This window comes from Streptomyces sp. NPDC021080 (genome assembly GCF_044333225.1).
Classification (GTDB): Bacteria; Actinomycetota; Actinomycetes; order Streptomycetales; family Streptomycetaceae; genus Streptomyces.
On the sequence record NZ_JBIRQM010000008.1, the window covers coordinates 162,078 to 179,944 of the forward strand.

The 17,867-nt window shown below is 73.7% G+C and carries 14 protein-coding genes; 7 read left to right on the plus strand and 7 right to left on the minus strand.

Going from position 1 to position 17,867, the window contains the following annotated elements:
• Positions 1 to 413: 413 nt before the first annotated feature.
• Entirely contained in the window at positions 414 to 608 is a 195-nt protein-coding gene (locus ACH4S8_RS21295; RefSeq protein ID WP_398396210.1) for a hypothetical protein, read from the plus strand.
• 159 nt (positions 609 to 767) lie between these two features.
• On the opposite strand, the gene ACH4S8_RS21300 is transcribed toward ACH4S8_RS21295, so the two are convergent.
• Together ACH4S8_RS21300 and ACH4S8_RS21305 are read right to left on the minus strand one after the other, a co-directional pair.
• A complete protein-coding gene (locus tag ACH4S8_RS21300) occupies positions 768 to 2,414 on the minus strand; it encodes a DNA repair helicase XPB (protein WP_398396212.1) in 1,647 nt (548 codons plus the stop codon).
• A 74-nt stretch (positions 2,415 to 2,488) separates the two neighbouring features.
• On the minus strand, positions 2,489 to 5,047 hold the full coding sequence (locus ACH4S8_RS21305; RefSeq protein ID WP_398396214.1) for a helicase-associated domain-containing protein: 2,559 nt from the start codon (positions 5,045 to 5,047) through the stop codon (positions 2,489 to 2,491).
• Between the two features lie 196 nt (positions 5,048 to 5,243).
• Between ACH4S8_RS21305 and ACH4S8_RS21310 the strand changes: the two genes are divergently transcribed.
• Positions 5,244 to 6,248: an HAAS signaling domain-containing protein gene (locus tag ACH4S8_RS21310; protein ID WP_398396216.1), complete on the plus strand. Its 1,005-nt coding sequence runs from the start codon at positions 5,244 to 5,246 to the stop codon at positions 6,246 to 6,248.
• A gap of 94 nt (positions 6,249 to 6,342) precedes the next feature.
• Positions 6,343 to 6,963: an HAD family hydrolase gene (locus ACH4S8_RS21315; RefSeq protein ID WP_398396218.1), complete on the plus strand. Its 621-nt coding sequence runs from the start codon at positions 6,343 to 6,345 to the stop codon at positions 6,961 to 6,963.
• Positions 6,964 to 7,062: 99 nt separating this feature from the next.
• Here ACH4S8_RS21315 and ACH4S8_RS21320 read toward each other — a convergent pair whose 3' ends face one another.
• The gene (locus tag ACH4S8_RS21320) at positions 7,063 to 7,314 is read right to left on the minus strand and encodes a hypothetical protein (protein ID WP_398396222.1); all 252 of its coding nucleotides are present in this window, start codon (positions 7,312 to 7,314) and stop codon (positions 7,063 to 7,065) included.
• 197 nt (positions 7,315 to 7,511) lie between these two features.
• On the opposite strand from ACH4S8_RS21320, the gene ACH4S8_RS21325 reads away from it, so the two are divergent.
• The gene (locus ACH4S8_RS21325) at positions 7,512 to 7,895 is read left to right on the plus strand and encodes a cold-shock protein (protein WP_398396224.1); all 384 of its coding nucleotides are present in this window, start codon (positions 7,512 to 7,514) and stop codon (positions 7,893 to 7,895) included.
• Between the two features lie 69 nt (positions 7,896 to 7,964).
• On the opposite strand, the gene ACH4S8_RS21330 is transcribed toward ACH4S8_RS21325, so the two are convergent.
• The 4 genes from ACH4S8_RS21330 to ACH4S8_RS21345 all read right to left on the minus strand — a co-directional run bounded on the left by ACH4S8_RS21330 (position 7,965) and on the right by ACH4S8_RS21345 (position 11,543).
• On the minus strand, positions 7,965 to 8,828 hold the full coding sequence (locus ACH4S8_RS21330; RefSeq protein ID WP_398396226.1) for a 1,4-dihydroxy-6-naphthoate synthase: 864 nt from the start codon (positions 8,826 to 8,828) through the stop codon (positions 7,965 to 7,967).
• Positions 8,812 to 9,573 (minus strand): futalosine hydrolase, encoded by a 762-nt coding sequence (locus tag ACH4S8_RS21335; RefSeq protein ID WP_398396228.1) that lies wholly within the window; start codon positions 9,571 to 9,573, stop codon positions 8,812 to 8,814. Before ACH4S8_RS21335 ends, ACH4S8_RS21330 begins: the two co-directional genes overlap by 17 nt.
• Complete coding sequence (locus ACH4S8_RS21340) at positions 9,537 to 10,043, minus strand: DUF2771 domain-containing protein (RefSeq protein WP_398396230.1); 507 nt, start codon at positions 10,041 to 10,043, stop codon at positions 9,537 to 9,539. Before ACH4S8_RS21340 ends, ACH4S8_RS21335 begins: the two co-directional genes overlap by 37 nt.
• 75 nt (positions 10,044 to 10,118) lie before the next feature.
• Positions 10,119 to 11,543, minus strand: a complete 1,425-nt coding sequence (locus ACH4S8_RS21345; protein WP_398396232.1) for an MFS transporter — start codon at positions 11,541 to 11,543, stop codon at positions 10,119 to 10,121.
• 455 nt (positions 11,544 to 11,998) lie between these two features.
• On the opposite strand from ACH4S8_RS21345, the gene ACH4S8_RS21350 reads away from it, so the two are divergent.
• The 3 genes from ACH4S8_RS21350 (at position 11,999) to ACH4S8_RS21360 (ending at position 17,614) form a co-directional block, all read left to right on the plus strand.
• Positions 11,999 to 12,925 carry a DUF3027 domain-containing protein gene (locus ACH4S8_RS21350; RefSeq protein WP_398396234.1) on the plus strand — a complete coding sequence of 309 codons (927 nt, stop codon included), beginning with the start codon at positions 11,999 to 12,001 and terminating at the stop codon, positions 12,923 to 12,925.
• Positions 12,926 to 13,310: 385 nt separating this feature from the next.
• A complete protein-coding gene (locus ACH4S8_RS21355) occupies positions 13,311 to 16,472 on the plus strand; it encodes a sacsin N-terminal ATP-binding-like domain-containing protein (RefSeq protein WP_398396236.1) in 3,162 nt (1,053 codons plus the stop codon).
• Between the two features lie 341 nt (positions 16,473 to 16,813).
• A complete protein-coding gene (locus ACH4S8_RS21360; protein ID WP_398396238.1) occupies positions 16,814 to 17,614 on the plus strand; it encodes a hypothetical protein in 801 nt (266 codons plus the stop codon).
• Positions 17,615 to 17,867: the final 253 nt, after the last annotated feature.

The following is a 17,867-nucleotide window of genomic DNA, read 5'->3' on the forward strand; positions in this document are numbered from 1 at the left end:
ACACGGGGAATTGCCTCCGGGAAGCCTGCTGTGGGGGTGCTGCGGGAGTGCCGCGGTGCTCTGGCAGTGCTGCGCGAGTGGTGCGGTTCGTGAATCGCTGCGGATTCCGTCGGGAATCCGTCGGGAATTCCGACGGAATCCGGTGTGAATCCAGGTGCCGTCCGGTTTCCGGCCGGGCGGCGGCACTCCGTGAAGGGAGGCGGGCAAGACCGAAGATTCTAGGCGACGGACGGATGTGGGGGCCAATGGTTTTCCCGCCGCCCGCGCCGTTTCGGGGTCGGCCCCCGGGATCCCTAGGGGGCGGGGTCCGTCGTGAGGCGTACGGAGGACGGCCCGGAGCGGTACCTGAGAGGTGGTGAGGTTCGGTCCGGGGACCGACGCCGTTCGGGTCGGGGCAGTCGCACCATGGAGATATGAGCGCAGCCACTTTCATCCCAGGTCCTGCCCATCCCGGGTCCGTCGCGCGTGGTGCGACGGCCGTCACCTCCGTCGACCACCGCCACCGCCTCGGCGACGCCCTGAAGGCCGTCAAGGTGTTCGGGCGCGCGGCCATCGGGGTCGTCCTGCTCGGCGAGTACGGCGAGGAGGCGGGCGTCCGGCGCCGCTGAGTTCCTGCCCCGGGCGACCCGCACTCCTGTCCCGCCCCCGACGGACGGCTCGACCCCGTCCGACCCATCCCCTGGGGCTCCGCCCCGGACCCCGCTCCTCGAACGCCGGAGGGGCTGGATCTTCCCCGGCCGGGGCCGGAACCGCCCCGCCCGTGACGGCTACTCGGTGTCCGCGAGCACCTCGTCGGCGTCCATGATCCGGTAGGCGTAGCCCTGTTCCGCCAGGAAGCGCTGGCGGTGGGCGGCGAAGTCCTGGTCGATCGTGTCGCGGGCGACCACGGAGTAGAAGTGGGCCTGGTGGCCGTCGGCCTTCGGGCGCAGCACGCGGCCCAGGCGCTGGGCCTCCTCCTGGCGGGAGCCGAAGGTGCCCGAGACCTGGATGGCCACCGTCGCCTCCGGCAGGTCGATGGAGAAGTTGGCGACCTTGGACACGACGAGCACGCTGATCTCGCCCTCCCGGAAGGCGTCGAACAGCTTCTCCCGCTGGGCGTTGCTGGTCTCGCCCTTGATGACCGGCGCGTTCAGATGCTCACCCAGCTCGTCGAGCTGGTCGATGTACTGGCCGATCACCAGGATCTGCTGACCGGCGAACCTGCGCACCAGCGCCTCGGTCACCTTCCGCTTGGTCGCGGTGGTGGCACAGAAGCGGTACTTCTCCTCGTTCTCGGCGGTGGCGTACGCGAGCCGCTCGGAGTCGGTGAGGTTCACCCGCACCTCGACGCAGTCGGCCGGCGCGATGTAGCCCTGGGCCTCGATCTCCTTCCAGGGCGCGTCGAACCGCTTGGGCCCGATGAGCGAGAAGACGTCCGACTCGCGCCCGTCCTCGCGGACCAGCGTGGCGGTCAGCCCCAGCCGGCGCCGGGCCTGCAGGTCGGCGGTGAACTTGAAGACCGGGGCGGGCAGCAGGTGGACCTCGTCGTAGAGGATCAGGCCCCAGTCGCGGGAGTCGAAGAGCTCCAGGTGCGGGTAGACGCCCTTCCGCCGGGTCGTCAGCACCTGGTAGGTGGCGATGGTGACCGGACGGATCTCCTTGCGGGTGCCGCTGTACTCGCCGATCTCGTCCTCGGTCAGCGAGGTCCGCTTCACCAGTTCGTGCTTCCACTGCCGGGCGGAGACGGTGTTGGTGACGAGGATCAGCGTGGTCGCCTTGGCCTGCGCCATGGCACCGGCCCCGACCAGCGTCTTGCCCGCGCCGCAGGGCAGCACGACCACGCCGGAGCCGCCGTGCCAGAAGTTCTCCACGGCCTGGCGCTGGTAGGGCCGCAGCGCCCAGCCGGTCTCGTCGAGCTCGATCGCGTGCGCCTCGCCGTCGACGTACCCGGCGAGGTCCTCGGCCGGCCAGCCCAGCTTCAGCAGGGTCTGCTTGATCTGGCCGCGCTCGGAGGGGTGCACGGCCACGGTGTCCGGGTCGATCCGGTTGCCGACGAGCGGGGCGATCCGCTTGGAGCGCAGCACCTCTTCGAGGACGGGCCGGTCGGTGGTGGTCAGGACGAGCCCGTGGGCCGGGTGCTTGCTCAGCGTGAGGCGTCCGTAGCGGTCCATCGTCTCGGCGATGTCCACGAGCAGCGCGTGCGGGACCGGATAGCGGCTGAACTCCACCAGCGCGTCCACGACCTGCTCGGCGTCGTGCCCGGCGGCCCGCGCGTTCCACAGGCCGAGCGGGGTCACCCGGTAGGTGTGGATGTGCTCGGGCGCCCGCTCCAGCTCGGCGAAGGGGGCGATGACCCGACGGCAGGCGTCGGCCCGTTCGTGATCGACTTCGAGCAGAAGCGTTTTGTCGGACTGGACGATCAGGGGTCCGTTCACAGCCGTCCTTTCTGCGTGGCGGCACCCGGCGCGGATGCTCGGCCAAACCTCCAGTGTGCCCTACCGGCGGGCGGTCACGGCTGGTCGTCGGCCAGCTCCGCCACCCCCGTGACCCGGTGCAGCGGATAGGTGCGGACCTCGTCCGCCGTGTGGTCGTACGCCGTGACGAAGCCGCCCTCGACCCGGATGGGGGCGATGACGCGCTGGCTGGCCGCGCCCTCGGCGTTGACGTAGCCGATCCACACCGCCTCGCCCGTCATCACGGCGGCCTGCATGGTCGCGAGGGTCTCGGCGGAGCTGGTGCGGGGCAGGGTGCCGTCGCCCGGGCGGCCGGCGGCGGGGTCCTCCTTGCGCGGGGCCGTGGAGGCGAGGTCCCCGGCCCGGATCGCCCGGATCGCGGCACCGAGGAGCGTGGCGTCGGGGACCGGCGGGCCGTCCGGGACGGGCTCGGGGGCCGTGCGCGGCGGGGTGCGGTGGGCGTGCGCCCGGCTGATCAGCACGTCGCCCTCCGCCGACTCGGCGGCCGGCGCGAAGCCCATCGTCCGCAGACCGGCGAGCAGGCTCGACGGGTCGGACTGCGCGACCAGCACCGTCGGCGCGATCCGCCGCAGCCCGAACTCCTGCGACCGCTTGTCGGCGAGGATCTCGTTGAGCACCGCCTCGTCGTCGCAGCGGACGTACGCCGACGCCGCCCCGATCCGCAGATGGCCGTGCCGGCGCGCCATGTCGTCGATCAGATAGGCCAGCGGCTGCGGGACCGGCGTACGGGAGTGGGCGGCGAGGAAGGCGTGCAGGTCGGACGCCGAACGGCCCGCGTCGAGCGCCCGGCGCACCGAGGCCGGGGTGAAGCGGTACACCGTGGCCCCGCCCTTGGACTCGACGTCCGCGAGCACCCCGAGCGTGTCGGCCAGCGGACGCTTCAGCGGGCCGGGCGCGACCGCCGTCAGATCCGCCTGGAGCAGGACGTGGTCGAGCGGTTCGGGCAGCAGCGGCGCGAGGAGGGCGGTGGCCCGGGCCGTCGCCGCGGCCCGCTCGGCGGGGGAGTGCGGCGGCGGAGCGGTCACGGCGGAGGCCGCCGGGTCGCGCCGCCTGTGGTGGGCGGGAAGCCTGTCACCCGGTCCTGACGGCTGCGCCGCCCGCGCGCCCTCCGGGGCGGGCAGGCCGAGCAGCGCCCGTCCCTGGGCGGACAGCGCACCGCGGCCGGTCACCCCGAGCAGCTCCGCCTCGGACAGCGTCCAGCGGGCCAGCCGGGCCCGGGGGTCGTCCGGCGCGGGCCGGACACTGCGCGAGGGCCGTTCCCAGTGCAGCCGGGCCAGGAGCGAGTCCGTGTCGGGAGAGGACCCCTCGGGAAGCTCGGCCAGCAGGACGAGGACGCGCCGGCGGACCTCGGGTGCCGCGGAACGGTCGAGGCCGGGGCCGAGCGCGGAGAGCGTACGGTCCTTCGCGTCCCGTCCGCCGACCAGACCGGCCGTGCGGGTCGCCGCGAGCCACGCCGACGCGAGCTCGGCCCAGCGCTCCGCGGCGGGCAGCTCCAGCCAGGTGTCGTAGGCGGGCGTCGCCGCGAACCGCTCGTCCGCCTCGCCGTCCGACGCCACCAGACCCGCCGCGTGGGCGAGTTCCACCCAGAACGCGGCGACGGGTTCGGGGACGTCGAGCGCCACCGCCGTTCGCTTCAGGTCCCGCACGCTCACGCCGCCCGCGCGCAGCACGGCGGGACCGCCCTCGTGCCAGTCCTTCAGCAGTTCCTCGACGGTCGCCAGCGTCGTGTACGCCTGGCCGGCCGCGGCGGCGTCCACGGCCTGCGGACTGTGGGCCGTCGCGGCCCCGACCGCGGGGGCCACCGGCTCGGTCACCCGGTGCGCGCGGCCCGCCCGCAGGTGCAGGGCGACCTCCCGGGGCAGGACGACCGTGCCCGGCGCCGTGGGCAGCAGCAGCCCCCGCCCGATCAGCCAGCGCAGATGTGCCGCGGGTTCGGCCGTCACCTGCCCGTACGGCGGCCCCCACACCAGCCGGGACAGCACCTCCACCGCCTCGGCGGGCGCCTCGTCGAGCAGCGCCGACATCCGGGTCCGGCCGGAGAACAGGGCGCTGAGCGATGCCACCGCCGACACGGAGTCGTGGGTGGAGGCCAGCCCCGCCGTGGCCACGATCTCCTGGATGCGGCCCGGCGACATGCCGGCCGTGGCCTCGCCGACCGTCGGCCCGAGGCCCGTCGGGGACGGGTGCTGCGGGGACGGCGCGAGCAGTTCACGTGCCGTGCGGACGAGCCGGAGGCGGTCGTCGGGTCCCCACAGCAGAGCCTGCTCGCGCAGCGCGGCGAGCGCGTGCGGGAAGGCCGCCGTGGCCACCGGGTCGCCGTCGTCGCCCGCCAGCAGCCCGAGCAGTTCGTCGTACGTCGCCGGTTCCCGCGCCACCGCCAGCGCTTCCGCCGTCTGCAGCGTGAAACGGTCCAGACGCTCCAGGGCGCGTACGACCGACGCCCGGGTGCCCGCCCGTGTGGCCAGCTGGGTGAGGTCCGTGGGGACGGGGGTGATCAGGTCCGGCCGGGACCGCAGGAGGGCGGACAGCGAGGCGTCGTCCCGCGCGCGGAGTGCTTCCGCCAGGGACCGCGGGGCGGTCGTCTCGGGGCTCATCCTGTCCACGGTAGCGGGTGGGATGCCCCCGGGGCCCGGCCCCCGCCCGGTGGACCGTGCGGCGGCCCCGCGATTCCGGGGGCGGGTGGACGTCGTACGGCTGCCCGAGGCCCCGGCCGGACGCTCCCGCGCACGGGAGAACCGGTACCTTCGTCCCGCACGGGGTATTCAACGCACGCGCCCCGGAGGGGACTTCGTGGGGATCGAGAGCGACCAGCTGGTCTTCGACTATCTGAGCCGGGTCGGTGACCTGGCCCAGCGGCGGCAGCTGCCGTCGGCCACCCGCATGCGCCTGGTCACGGAACTGCGCGAGGAGATCGGCCGCCGCCGGGCCGGAGCCGCCGACAGTCCCGCCGCCGTCCGCCGCATCCTCGACCGCCTCGGCACCCCCGACGAGATCGTCGCGGCGGCCGGAAGGGGTTCGGACGCCGCCGGGGCCGGCACCGGGACCTGGGCCGCCGTGCCGTCGCAGCGCGCCGCCGCCGAACCGCAGGAGCGCCCGAAGGGACTGCGCCGCGTCGTCCCCCGCCCCCGCCCGGCCCCGGAGCGGACCGCCGAGAACGCCGGGGCCGACACCCCGTCCCCGCCCCATCTGGCGAGCGCGTCCGAACTGGGCGACAGCGCCACCCGGCCCGACTGGTGGCGCTCCACCGACAGCCCCTTCGGGCTCGGCGACAGCGTGCCCGGGTTCGTCGGCGGCGTGGAGATCCCCGAACTGCTCAAGCCGCCCCCGGCCGAGCAGGACGGCGCGGCCGGTGAGGAGACGAAACCGGCCGAGGAGACGGCGCCGGACCCCGGGGACAGGCCGGCCGACGGGGCCGCCGTCGCGCGCCGCGGACCCCGTCTCCGCCTCCCGCGCCCCGGCGGCTGGACCAACCCGCTGCTCCTGCTCGCCGCCGCCCTCCTCGTCGCCGGCGCGGTCCTCGGCAACTGGTTCGCGCTCGGCCTCGGCTGGCTGATCGCCTACGGCTCGCGCAAGTTGACCCCGGCGGAGTCGAAGTGGGCCGTCCTCGTCCTGCCGGGACTGTCCGCCACGGCCGGGATCGTCTGGCTCTGGGGCCGTTCGAACGGCCGCTGGGGCACCCCCGTCGCCGAGGGCCACATGAACGAGGCGATGGCCCAGACCTGGCCCTTCGTCGTCCGCGGCGCGGCGATCGCCTCGGCCCTCTACCTGGTCTGGCGCTCCCAGCGCACCCGCTGAGGCCCGGCACGGTCCCTGACCCGGGTTCCGGCGAAGGCGCTCGGCGCCGCCCCGGCGAAAAGGCCTGGACCGGTCCCCCGGCGGCCTGGGCACAATGGCCCATATGACCTCACCTGCGCTGACCGTCGGCTTCGACCTCGACATGACCCTGATCGACTCCCGCCCCGGGATCCACGCCTGCTTCACGGCGCTGTCGGCACGGACCGGGACGTCCATCGACGCCGATCTCGTGGTCACGCGGCTCGGGCCGCCGCTGGAGGAGGAACTCGCCCACTGGTTCCCGGCCGAGCGGATAGAGGAGATGACCGGCCTCTACCGCGAGATGTACCCCGAGTACGCGATCACCGGCTCGCTCGCGATGCCCGGCGCGCGCGAGGCCGTCACGGCGGTGCGGGCGGCGGGCGGCCGCGCGGTCGTCGTGACCGCGAAGTGGGAGCCCAACGCCAGGCTGCACCTGGGCCACCTGGGCATCGACGCGGACGAGGTCGTCGGCAGCCTGTGGGCCGAGCAGAAGGCGGTGGCGCTGCGCGAGCACGGCGCGAGCGTGTACGTCGGCGACCACACCGGCGACGTCCGCGGGGCACGCACCGCGCGGGCGTACAGCGTGGCCGTGGCGACCGGGCCGTGCGACGCCGACGAACTGCGCGCGGCGGGCGCGGACGTCGTCCTCGCCGACCTCACGGAGTTCCCGGCGTGGCTGGAGAACCACCGCTGAGGGCACGGCGGTTCCCGGCGGGGCCCGCCGCGGCGCGTGCCGTCGGCGACGGCCCCGCGGGACGAGCGCCCTCCGTGGCGTCCTCCGTGGCGTCCGCCGTCAGGAACGGGCGGCGCGGGCCCGGCGGCGGCCCTCGGCGGCGGACCGGAGCACTCCCGCCGCGGCCAGCAGGAATCCGACGCCCATGAGCATGCTCAGACCGAACATGTAGAACGGAAAAGGTTTCGTACCGAGGAACAGCGGTGCCACGGTGACCAGTGTGGCCAACGTTCCGATGAAGAAAACGATGGCACCGGCACGGATCAGCCGGTCGCCGGCTTCAGGGGAATTCGCTTGGGTTTTGTCACGCACTCCACCAGGGTAGTTCCCTGCCCGAAGGAACAATCCAGCGACGTCTTGTCACGAGCCGACGGACCATTAGCCTTGGTACCGGCGGGTCGGCTGACCCGCTGTAGTGCTATCCAGAGGCGTTTCCCGGACAGTTGCCGCCGCAACCGCCCGAGCCGTTCCCAGAGAAGTTTCCGACGAGTACGAGGACGAGGACAGACGTGCCCACCGGCAAAGTCAAGTGGTTCAACACTGAGAAGGGCTTCGGCTTTCTCTCCCGTGACGACGGCGGCGACGTCTTCGTCCATTCCTCGGTCCTGCCCGCCGGAGTAGACGCCCTCAAGCCCGGCCAGCGTGTCGAGTTCGGTGTCGTCGCCGGTCAGCGCGGCGATCAGGCCCTCTCGGTGACCCTTCTGGAACCGACCCCCTCGGTCGCGGCCGCCCAGCGCCGCAAGCCGGACGAACTGGCTTCCATCGTCCAGGACCTGACGACCCTCCTCGAGAACATCACGCCCACCCTGGAAAAGGGCCGCTACCCCGAGAAGACCTCCGGCAAGAAGATCGCGGGCCTGTTGCGCGCGGTCGCCGACCAGCTCGACGTATGACCGGCCGTCAGCGGCCGGAGGCCACCGTGTCCCGGTGGAATCCGGCCGGGCCCGGGCGGGAACCGGACATCAGGGAAACGCCAGCGCGTCCGGCCCGAGGGGCGGCACCAGCCCCTCGGCCGCCGCACGCGTGAGCAGTCCGCGGACCGCCGCGTATCCGGGCTCGCCCAGATCGGCCGTGAACTCGTTGACGTACAGGCCGATGTGCTGGTCCGCGACACGCGGGTCCATCTCCTGGGCGTGCTCCAGGACGTAGGGGCGGGAGGCCTCCGGGTCGTCCCAGGCGGCGCGCACCGAGGCGCGGGCGGCCTCGGCGAGCTCCAGGAGCCGCTCCGCTCCCAGCGACCGCCTGGCGATGATCGCGCCCAGCGGGATCGGCAGCCCGGTGGTGTGCTCCCAGTGCTCGCCCATGTCGGCGAGCTTGTGCAGTCCGTAGTCCTGGTACGTGAAACGCGCCTCGTGGATGACGAGCCCCGCGTCGACCTTCCCGTCCCGCACGGCCGGCATGATCTCGTGGAACGGCATGACCACGATCTCGCCGACCCCGCCGGGAACCATGTCCGCGGCCCACAGCCGGAACAGCAGATACGCCGTCGACCGCTCGCTCGGCACGGCGACGGTACGGCCGACGAGGTCGGCCCCCGCCTCCCGCGTCAGCACGAGGGGACCGCAGCCCCGCCCGAGCGCGCCGCCGCAGGGCAGCAGCGCGTAGTCGTCGAGGACGTAGGGCAGTACGGCGTACGACACCTTCAGCACGTCGAACTCGCCGCGCTCGGCCATGCCGTTGGTGATGTCGATGTCCGCGAAGGTCACGTCCAGCGAGGGCGCGCCCGGGACGCGGCCGTGCGCCCAGGCGTCGAACACGAAGGTGTCGTTGGGGCAGGGCGAGTAGGCGATCCGCAGGGCTTCGGCGGAATCAGTCGGTGCGCTCATGAGTGTTCCAACTCTCCAGGAGGGGCCCCAGCTTCCCGAAGGCGTCCGTGAGGGCCGCGAGGGCGTCGCCGATGCGCCACGCGGCGCGGTCGCGCGGGCCGACGGGATTGGACACCGCGCGGATCTCCAGCACCGGCACACCGTGCGCGCCGGCCGCCTCGGCGACCCCGAAGCCCTCCATCGCCTCGGCGAGGGCGCGCGGGTGCCGGGTACGCAGTTCGTCCGCGCGTGCGGCGCTGCCGGTCACGGTCGACACCGTGAGGACCGTTCCGACGCTGCCGCCGGTGACGGCGGCGACTTCTCGTACGAGTGATTCCGGAGGCCGGTGGCTGACGGTCCCGAAGCCGAGTTCGGTGACCGGCAGGAACCCCTCCGGCGCCTCGGCGCCCAGGTCCGCCGCGACGATGTCGTCGGCGACCACGAGCGATCCCACGGGCGCGCCGGGCTGGAATCCGCCGGCGATGCCCGCGCAGACGACGAGGCCGTAGGGCGTGCCGTTGAGGGCGGCCCTCGTCAGCGCGGCGGAGACGGAGGCGGCGGCGAGGGCGGGGCCGACACCGGCGGCGAGCAGATCGAGCCCGCCGGTCCGGTGGAGCGTCGCCCCCGGAAGCCGTATCTCCCGCGCCGTGCCGGACGACGCCGCGGCCACCGCTTCCCTCTCCGCGGAGACGGCGGTGGCCACGAGCACCCTCGGCCCGGCGGCGGCGATCAGTTGTCCGAGTCCTTCTTGAACTTGAAGGACCACAGCCCCTTGACCGTCTTGTCACCCATCTTGACGGAGATGACGTTCGAGGTGGCGTTGGCGCCGTACTGCTGGTTGAAGAAGACGCTGCCCGGAATCGTCAGGTAGGTCTTGTCGCTGTACGTGGGGAGCAGCTGCTGCCCGTTCATCAGGATCGTCCACTTGCTGTCGGCGATCTTCGGGTCCACGCCGAACCGGACGGTCTCGTCGGGGTCGATGGTGATGGACTTGATGTCCTTGGACCGCAGGCAGCTCGTCAGGTCCGCGGTCTTCACCGGGTCGCCGTCGTTGTAGCAGCCGGCCTCGGAGCTCACCGACTTGGTTCCGACCGTGACGGTGGCGATCGGGGTCGGCTTGTCACAGGCGGACAGGGCGAGGAGTCCGGCGGAAACGGCGCCGACCGTGGCGACGGCGCGGCGACGGCGCGCAGCGCGTTGTCCATTAGCGGCTCTGCCGCGGGGCAGGGAGGTCATGACCGAAGGCTATCGGGCACGCCCACCCGTGCCCTCACGTGGGGTGCGGCGTGCCGTGCGAGGCCCCCGCGCGGCTCAGGAGACGCGGCCGCGGGCCGATCCGCCGCGCCGGGCCACGAGGAGCAGTCCCCGTACGGTCGTCAGCCACCCGACGGCGACGATCCCGGCGGCCACGGAGAGGCCGAGCGGGCCGTTGAGCGGCATCGCGATGCCGATGGCGCCGCCGAGGACCCAGGCCATCTGGAGCAGCGTCTCGGAGCGGGCGAAGGCCGAGTTCCGGACGAGTTCGGGGACGTCGCGCTGGATCAGGGCGTCCAGGGACAGCTTGGCGAGGGCCTGCGCGAAACCGGCGATCGCCGCGAAGGCCGCCACCATCAGGGTGCCGAAGAACAGCGCCGCCGTGATCGCGGCGGCCAGCACGCACGCCACCACCGTCACGATGATGATCTCCGGTGCGCGCTGCTTCAGCCAGGCGCCGACGGCGGTGCCGAGCGCGTTGCCGACGCCGGCCGAGACGACCACCAGGCCGAGCGAGACCGCCGCGCTCTTGCCGGTGAGCGGGTGCTCGCGCAGCAGGAAGGCGAGGAAGAAGATCAGGAAGCCGGACAGGCAGCGCAGCGAGGCGTTGGCGCCGAGCGCGTGGGTGACGGCCGTGCCCACGGTCCGCAGCCCGGGGCGCGGGGGTTTCTTCAGGTGCGGGCCGTGCAGATGGTCCGCGTCGGCGGCGAGCAGCGCCGTGTCCTCACCTTTGGCGGAGTCGACCTTCGGCGGCAGGGAGAACGACAGGAACGTACCCGCGATGAAGATCGTGAAGGCGCCGTAGAGCGGATAGCGCGCGCCCGCCGACTGGAGCAGGGCGGCGATCGGCCCGGCCACACCGGTGGCCAGGAGTCCGCCCAGAGTGACCCGGGAATTGGCTTTGACCAGGGAGAACGTGGGTGGCAGGAGCCGGGGTACGACGGCGCTGCGCACCACGCCGTACGCCTTGGAGGCGACGAGCACGCCGAGTGCGGCGGGATACAGCTCGAAGGTGCCGGTGACGACGGCGCTCGCCAGAATCAGCGCGAGCATCGCCCGTGCGAGCATCGAGCCCGCCATCGCGGCCCGGCGGCCGTGCGGCAGCCGGTCGAGCAGCGGGCCGATCACCGGGGCGAGGACGGCGAAGGGCGCCATCGTGATGCCCAGGTAGAGGGCGACCCTGCTGCGGGCCTCGTCGGTCGGCACGGAGAAGAACACGGTGGACGCCAGCGCCACCGTGATCATGACGTCGCCCGCGCCGTTCACCGCGTGCAGTTCGATCAGTTTCCCGAGGCCCGACTCGCCCGCTCCGTGCGCGTGGGTCGCCTTGCGGATGCCGCGCGCGGTCTTGCGCACCGGGAAGTGCAGGGCACGTCCCACCGCACGGACGGACCCGGTCAACCGGCCCGATCCGCCACTCCGGTTGCTCCCCTTGGAGCCACCGACACCGGTTGCTCCCTGGGGTGACCTTGCGGACGCCACTCCGTCATAGTGCCCCGAGTTCGGGGTGCGTAGTGCGGTTACCGCGCGTACGGGGTCCGAGGGAGGGGCCGAGTGGGGGTGCCGGGGGAGGACCGGGGGATCTTCGGAGGACCGGGCGGATCGCCGTGCGACCGGGCGAGTCGGGGGGCGAGCGGGAAAGGATTTTTCGCGGAGCGGCGGGGAACGGGTGCCGCTGAGCGGCAAAGATCCCGGCGCGGGGCGGCGAAGACGGCCGCCGGTGTGGGCCCAGGCGCCAGGAGAAGGTAGCGTGCGTAACGCGCCTGCGGCGATTGTTCCCGGCCGCGCGCCTCTCGGCCATCCCGCAGAATGGATGGCGTAGGTGCGCCCGAGTGCGATCGGGCGCGGACGTCGACGCGGCCCACCGGTCCGCTCCGTCCGCACCCCCGCCGAGGAAGGGCGCACCCGTGAGACGGCGTAGGAGAGAAGCGATACCTGTGAGCGCAGCGACAACGCGAAGCCGCACCCCAGACCGTCTGTGCGCCGAGGCCGTCGACCTCGCCCGCGCGGCCGCCGAGGAAGCCGCCTATCCCGGCGTCGTCGGCGAGCATCTCGGACTGGTCTCCGAGGGGGACCGCGTTGTCACGCACTACTTCGAGTGCAAGGAACCCGGGTACCGCGGCTGGCGCTGGGCGTCGACCGTGGCCCGCGCCTCCCGGGCGAAGATCGTCACCCTCGACGAGACGGTGCTGCTGCCCGGCACGGACGCGCTGCTGGCCCCGGAGTGGGTGCCGTGGAGCGAGCGGCTCCGCCCCGGCGACCTGGGCCCCGGGGACCTGCTGCCCACGGACGCCGAGGACCTCCGGCTGGAGCCGGGCTGGTCCGGCGAGGACGAGCCCGCGCCGAACTCGGCGGTCTCCGAGGACATGGCCGAGCTGGCGGAGGCGGAGGACGCGGAGGTGACCGCGGGGACGCCCGCGAACCTGCCGATGGCCCCGCGCCGGGGTTCGATCGCCGCCGTGGCCGAGGAGCTGGGGCTGCGCCGGGCCCGGGTGCTCTCCCGGTACGGGCTGCATGTCGCGGCCGACCGCTGGGAGGACTCGTACGGGGCCAAGACCGCGATGGCGCAGGCCGCGCCCGCGACGTGCGTCAGCTGCGGCTTCCTGAACCGCATCGGGGGCTCGCTCGGACAGGCGTTCGGTGTCTGCGCGAATGAGTTCTCGCCGGCGGACGGGCGTGTGGTGTCTCTCGCGTACGGGTGCGGGGGGCACTCGGAGGCCGCGGTCATGCCGAAGCCGCCGCGGCCGCCGCTGCCGGTGATCGACGAGACCCAGGTGGACCCGTTCCCGCTGCGGCCGTCCCCCGACTCGGGGTCGGTCCCGGCGACCACCGACGAATCCCAGGCGGAGCTGGGTCACTCGTAGGGCCCGCCGTCCCGCGGGGCGGGTGACCGGTGCCGGCACCCTCCCCGGCACGGGGCGCGCCCCCGAGCCTTCTTTCGCCCTCTCCGCCCCTACCCTTCCCGTACCCGGGGCTCCGCCCCGGACCCCGCTCCTCAAACGCCGGAGGGGCTGAAAATCGCACCCGCAGCCGGGTACGCGCGGGAGGGGCCGCGCCGGTACATCACATGCCCGTCGCCACCGACGCCCACCTCTCGTCCGACGGCGACGGGCGGATGTACCGGCGCGGCCCCGACCCCCCACCGGACCGCACCCGGTGACGTCAGCGCGAGCGAACCCGCGCGGTACCTTCGTGCCGCGACCCGGTGCAGCATTCGCGGTCGCGCCAGGCGAGAGGGAGAGTGAACCCGTGAGTAAGTTCGTGCGGCCGGCTGCCGAGGGTGCGGACCCGTTCGGCACGGCGCGCCTGCGCCGCGGAGTACTGGACGCCTGGGCGGCCAGCCCGGCCAGGTTCCGCGAGGACGCCAACGCCGAGGAGGACCTCGTCCTCGGCGGGTACCGCGACCGCCTCGTCGTGGAACTCGCCCAGAACGCCGCCGACGCCTCGGCCCGCGCGGGCACCCCGGGCCGGCTGCGCCTCACGCTCCGCGACGGCGTCCTGGTGGCGGCCAACACCGGCGCCCCCCTCGACGCGGTCGGCGTCGAGTCCCTCGCCACCCTCAGGGCCTCCGCGAAGCGGGACGCCCCGGACACGGCCGTGGGCCGTTTCGGCGTCGGCTTCGCCGCGGTCATCGCCGTCACCGACGAACCCGCCGTCGTCGGCCGGAGCGGCGGCGTCCGCTGGGCGCTGGCCGAGGCCCGCGACCTCGCCGCCGGCACCGCCGCGGACAGCCCCGGCCTCGGTGACGAGATCCGCCGCCGGGACGGCCATGTCCCGCTGCTGCGGCTGCCGTTCGCGGCCGAGGGCACCGCCCCGGCCCCGTACGACACCGCCGTGATCCTGCCGCTGCGCGACACCGCAGCCGAGGATCTCGCCGAGCGCCTCCTGCGGAGCGTCGACGACGCCCTCCTGCTGGCCCTCCCGGGCCTGGAGGAAGTGGTCGTGGAGATCGGCGACGCCGAGGTCCGCACCCTGCGCCGGACCGCCGCCGAGCACGGCACCGTCATCGACGACTCCCGCGACGGCACGACCCGCTACCGCACCGTCGACGCGCACGGCCCCCTCGACCCCGCGCTGCTCGCCGACCGCCCGGTCGAGGAGCGGCTGCGTCCGCGGTGGTCCGTGACCTGGGCCGTCCCGGTCGACGCCGAGGGAGCCCCGGCCCGCCCCCGTACCAGCCCCGTCGTGCACGCGCCGACGCCGAGCGACGAGGCCCTCGGCGTGCCCGCGCTCCTCATCGCCTCGTTCCCGCTCGACACCACCCGCCGTCACGCCGCCCCCGGCCCGCTGACGGAGTTCCTGGTGGAGCGCGCGGCGGACGCCTACGCCGAGCTCCTCGCCTCCTGGCGGCCGGTGGACGCCGGGATCATCGACCTGGTGCCCGGTCCGCTCGGCAAGGGCGAGCTCGACGGCGCGCTGCGGCAGGCGATCCTGGACCGGCTGCCGCGCACCGCGTTCCTGCCGCCCGCCGCCCCGCCGGACCGGCTGCCGGCGGTCGACGCCCCCGAGGACTGGCCCGCGAGCAGTACGGCGGAGAACCCCGCCGCCCTGCGGCCGCGGGACGCCGAGGTGGTGGAGGGCGCGGGCGCCGAGACCGTCCGGGTGCTCGCCGAGGTGCTGACCGGCCTGCTGCCCGCCGGGCTCGAACGGCGGGTGGAGCTGCGCACGCTGGGCGTCGCCCGGGTCGCGCTCACCGAGGCCGTGGACCGGCTGGCCGGCCTGGAGAAGGACCCCGAGTGGTGGTACCGGCTGTACGACAGCCTCGCCGGGGTCGACCCGGACCGGCTGTCCGGACTGCCGGTGCCGCTCGCCGACGGCCGTACGACGATCGGGCCCCGCCAGATCCTGCTGCCCACCGCCGAGGGCTCCCTGGTGGCCCCCGGCACGCTCGCCCGGCTCGGCCTCAAGGTCGCGCACCCGGACGCGGCCCACCCGCTCCTGGAGAAGCTGGGAGCCCTCCCCGCCTCGCCGCGCGCGGTGCTCACCACCCCGCAGGTGCGGGCCGCGGTGGCCGCCTCGCTCGACGACGAGGGCGGGGCCTGGGACGAGGACACCCTGGACGCGGAGGAGCTCGCGGACACCGTCCTCGCGCTGGTGCGTGACGCCGCGCTCGAACCCGGCGACGAGCCCTGGCTCGGCGCGCTCGCCCTGCCGGACGAGGAAGGCGAACTCGCGCCCGCCGGTGAACTCGTGCTGCCCGGCAGCCCGTTCGCCGAGATCATGCGCGAGGACGAACTCGCCTCCGTGGAGTCCGAGTTGGCCGAGCGCTGGGGCGAGCAGCCGCTCGCCGCCTGTGGTGTCCTCGCCGGCTTCGCCCTGGTGCGCGCCACCGACGTCGTCCTCGATCCGGACGAACTGGAGCCGCGCGACGCGGACTTCGCCGAACCCGACGACGCGGGCCTGCTGGACGCGGTGGACGTGTGGTGCGAGGACGTCCTGGACCGGCTGCCCGACTCGCCGGTGCCGCCCGTCGCCACGGAGATCGTGGCCGTACGGGATCTGGACCTGGTGGACGACGACCGGTGGCCGCAGGCACTCGCGCTGCTCGCCCGGCCACCGCTGCGGGACGCGATCATCCAGCAGGTGCGCATCCTGCTCCCGGACGGCACGCACGAGATCGTCCGGCCGTACACGGCGTGGTGGCTGCGCGGGCATCCGGTGCTCGACGGGCGCCGGCCGGCCGGTCTGCTCGCCGCCGGCGGCGATCCGCTGCTGCGCGGCCTGTACGACGAGGCCGACGCGACCGGCTTCGAGGACGAGCAGGTGCTGCGGGCGCTCGGCGTCCGTACGTCCGTGGCCGCCCTGCTCGACGAGCCGGGCGGCGCGGCCGAACTGCTCGGCCGGCTCGCCGACCCCGGGCGCACGGTCACCGGAGCGCAGCTGCACGCCCTGTACGGCGCGCTGGCCGATCTCGACCCCGAGCAGGTGACGCTGCCGGACGAGCTGCGGGCGGTCGTGGACGGCGAGGTGCGGGTCGTGGACGCGGCCGACGCGGTGGTCGTGGACTCACCGGACCTGCTGGCCTTCACCGCCGGGGTACCACTGCTGCCGGTGCCGCCGTCGCGGGCCGCCGAGCTGGCCGAACTGTTCCAGGTACGGCGGCTGAGCGAGTCCGTCACCGGCGAGGTGACCTCCGAGGGCGCCGAGCACGACGTACCGGAGTCCGTACGGGTCCTGCTGGGCCCCGCGACCCCCGCCTCGTACGTCGAGCACGAGGAGCTCGTGGTCGACGGCACCGAGCTCGACTGGCGCCGCACCCGGGACGGGGTGCTGCACGCCGCCACCCTGGAGGGTGTCGCCGCCGGACTCGCCTGGTCGGCGGGCCAGTGGCCGCGCCGCTTCGAGGTCGCCGCGCTGCTGGAGGACCCGTCCCGCACGGAGGAGCTGGCCCGGGACCGCTGGTTCGACTGACCGGATCAGGCGCCGGTTGTCCCGACCGGTTCGGGTACCGGCCGGCCGGGCCGGAGGTTCGGAACGGCCGGGCCGGAGGCCTGCGCAATGGCACGTTTCGCCCGGTCCCGGGATTCCCGGGACCGGGCCTTTCCCCGTGTTTCCCTCTGTGTTTCGCCATCCCCGCGTAACGCGAACCTAAAAACTGAGGTTCCTCCCACCCCACCCGTACAACCGTGCGCACCCCTCACTAATCTCACCCCTTGAGTCAACAGACTCACCGATCACTTGGGTCCCGCGCAGACGACGAGCCGTGAGGAACGACCACCGCCGGGACCCCCTTTCTCCACTTGGGGAACCCCATGCGCATACGAGCCACCGTGGCCGCCGTGACCGGCGCCCTGGCCCTTTCCGCTCTCGCCGTGCCGGCCGCGCAGGCCGCAGGCAACCCGGTGTCCGGCGTCACCTTCTCCAACGTCGTGATCAACAGTGGCAAGAACATCGTGGTCGGCGTCTCGGCGACGGTCACGGTCGGCGCGACCTACACGGTCACGCACCCCTCCAGCGTCAGCCTGAGCTCCTTCGACAACGGCCCGATGCTCTACCGCGGCACCTCGGTCACCTCGCCGACCGACGCCATCTTCGGTGACGACCCCGGCACCTGCACCGCCGTCTCCTCCACGGTGGCCAACTGCACGGCCAAGATCCAGTTCCGTCCGGCCTCCTCCGACGACACCTTGGACCTGTACGACGCCCAGGCCGGTGCCTGGAAGGTCGGCGCGCTCGCCGTCGACGGCAGCGACAACGCCAAGTGGCAGGGCGACCTGGGCACCCAGAACGTCCAGCGCCTGTCGAAGCTGACGGTCGACGCCGCGCCCGAGCCGGTCAAGAAGGGCAAGACCGTCACGGTCACCGGCGCGCTGACCCGCGCGAACTGGGACAACGGCAAGTACCAGGGCTACACGGGCCAGTCGGTGAAGCTGCAGTTCCGCAAGGCGGACAGCACCACCTACACCACGCTCAAGACGGTCACCACGGACAGCAGCGGCAAGCTGTCGACGACCACCACGGCCACCGCCGACGGTTACTTCCGCTACAGCTTCGCGGGCACCTCGACCACCCCGGCCGTCAGCGCCGCGGGTGACTACGTCGACGTGCAGTAACACCTGAACATCCGGCAGCACCAGAACGTCCGGCAGCACCAGAACGTCCGGTGAGCGCCGGAACGCCGGTAGCGCCCGATGTCGCAGGAGATCCCCGGTCCCAGGGCCGGGGATCTCCGTCTTTCCTGCCCCGGTCGTCCTGCCGCGGAAATATGTTCGTCTCGCGTACAACTATTGGGCCGCCCGGGTGATCTTCTCCAGTGGGTCATCAGACTCCACCGTCATCTGGGCCACTGCGGTCGCGGACCGCCAG

Excerpts from the sequence above, each read along its gene's own strand:
- ACH4S8_RS21295 (WP_398396210.1), top strand. The coding sequence starts at position 414 with ATGAGCGCAGCCACTTTCATCCCAGGTCCTGCCCATCCCGGGTCCGTC.
- ACH4S8_RS21305 (WP_398396214.1), bottom strand. The coding sequence starts at position 5,047 with ATGAGCCCCGAGACGACCGCCCCGCGGTCCCTGGCGGAAGCACTCCGC.
- ACH4S8_RS21315 (WP_398396218.1), top strand. The coding sequence starts at position 6,343 with ATGGCCCATATGACCTCACCTGCGCTGACCGTCGGCTTCGACCTCGAC.
- ACH4S8_RS21330 (WP_398396226.1), bottom strand. The coding sequence starts at position 8,828 with ATGAGCGCACCGACTGATTCCGCCGAAGCCCTGCGGATCGCCTACTCG.
- ACH4S8_RS21340 (WP_398396230.1), bottom strand. The coding sequence starts at position 10,043 with ATGACCTCCCTGCCCCGCGGCAGAGCCGCTAATGGACAACGCGCTGCG.
- ACH4S8_RS21360 (WP_398396238.1), top strand. The coding sequence starts at position 16,814 with ATGCGCATACGAGCCACCGTGGCCGCCGTGACCGGCGCCCTGGCCCTT.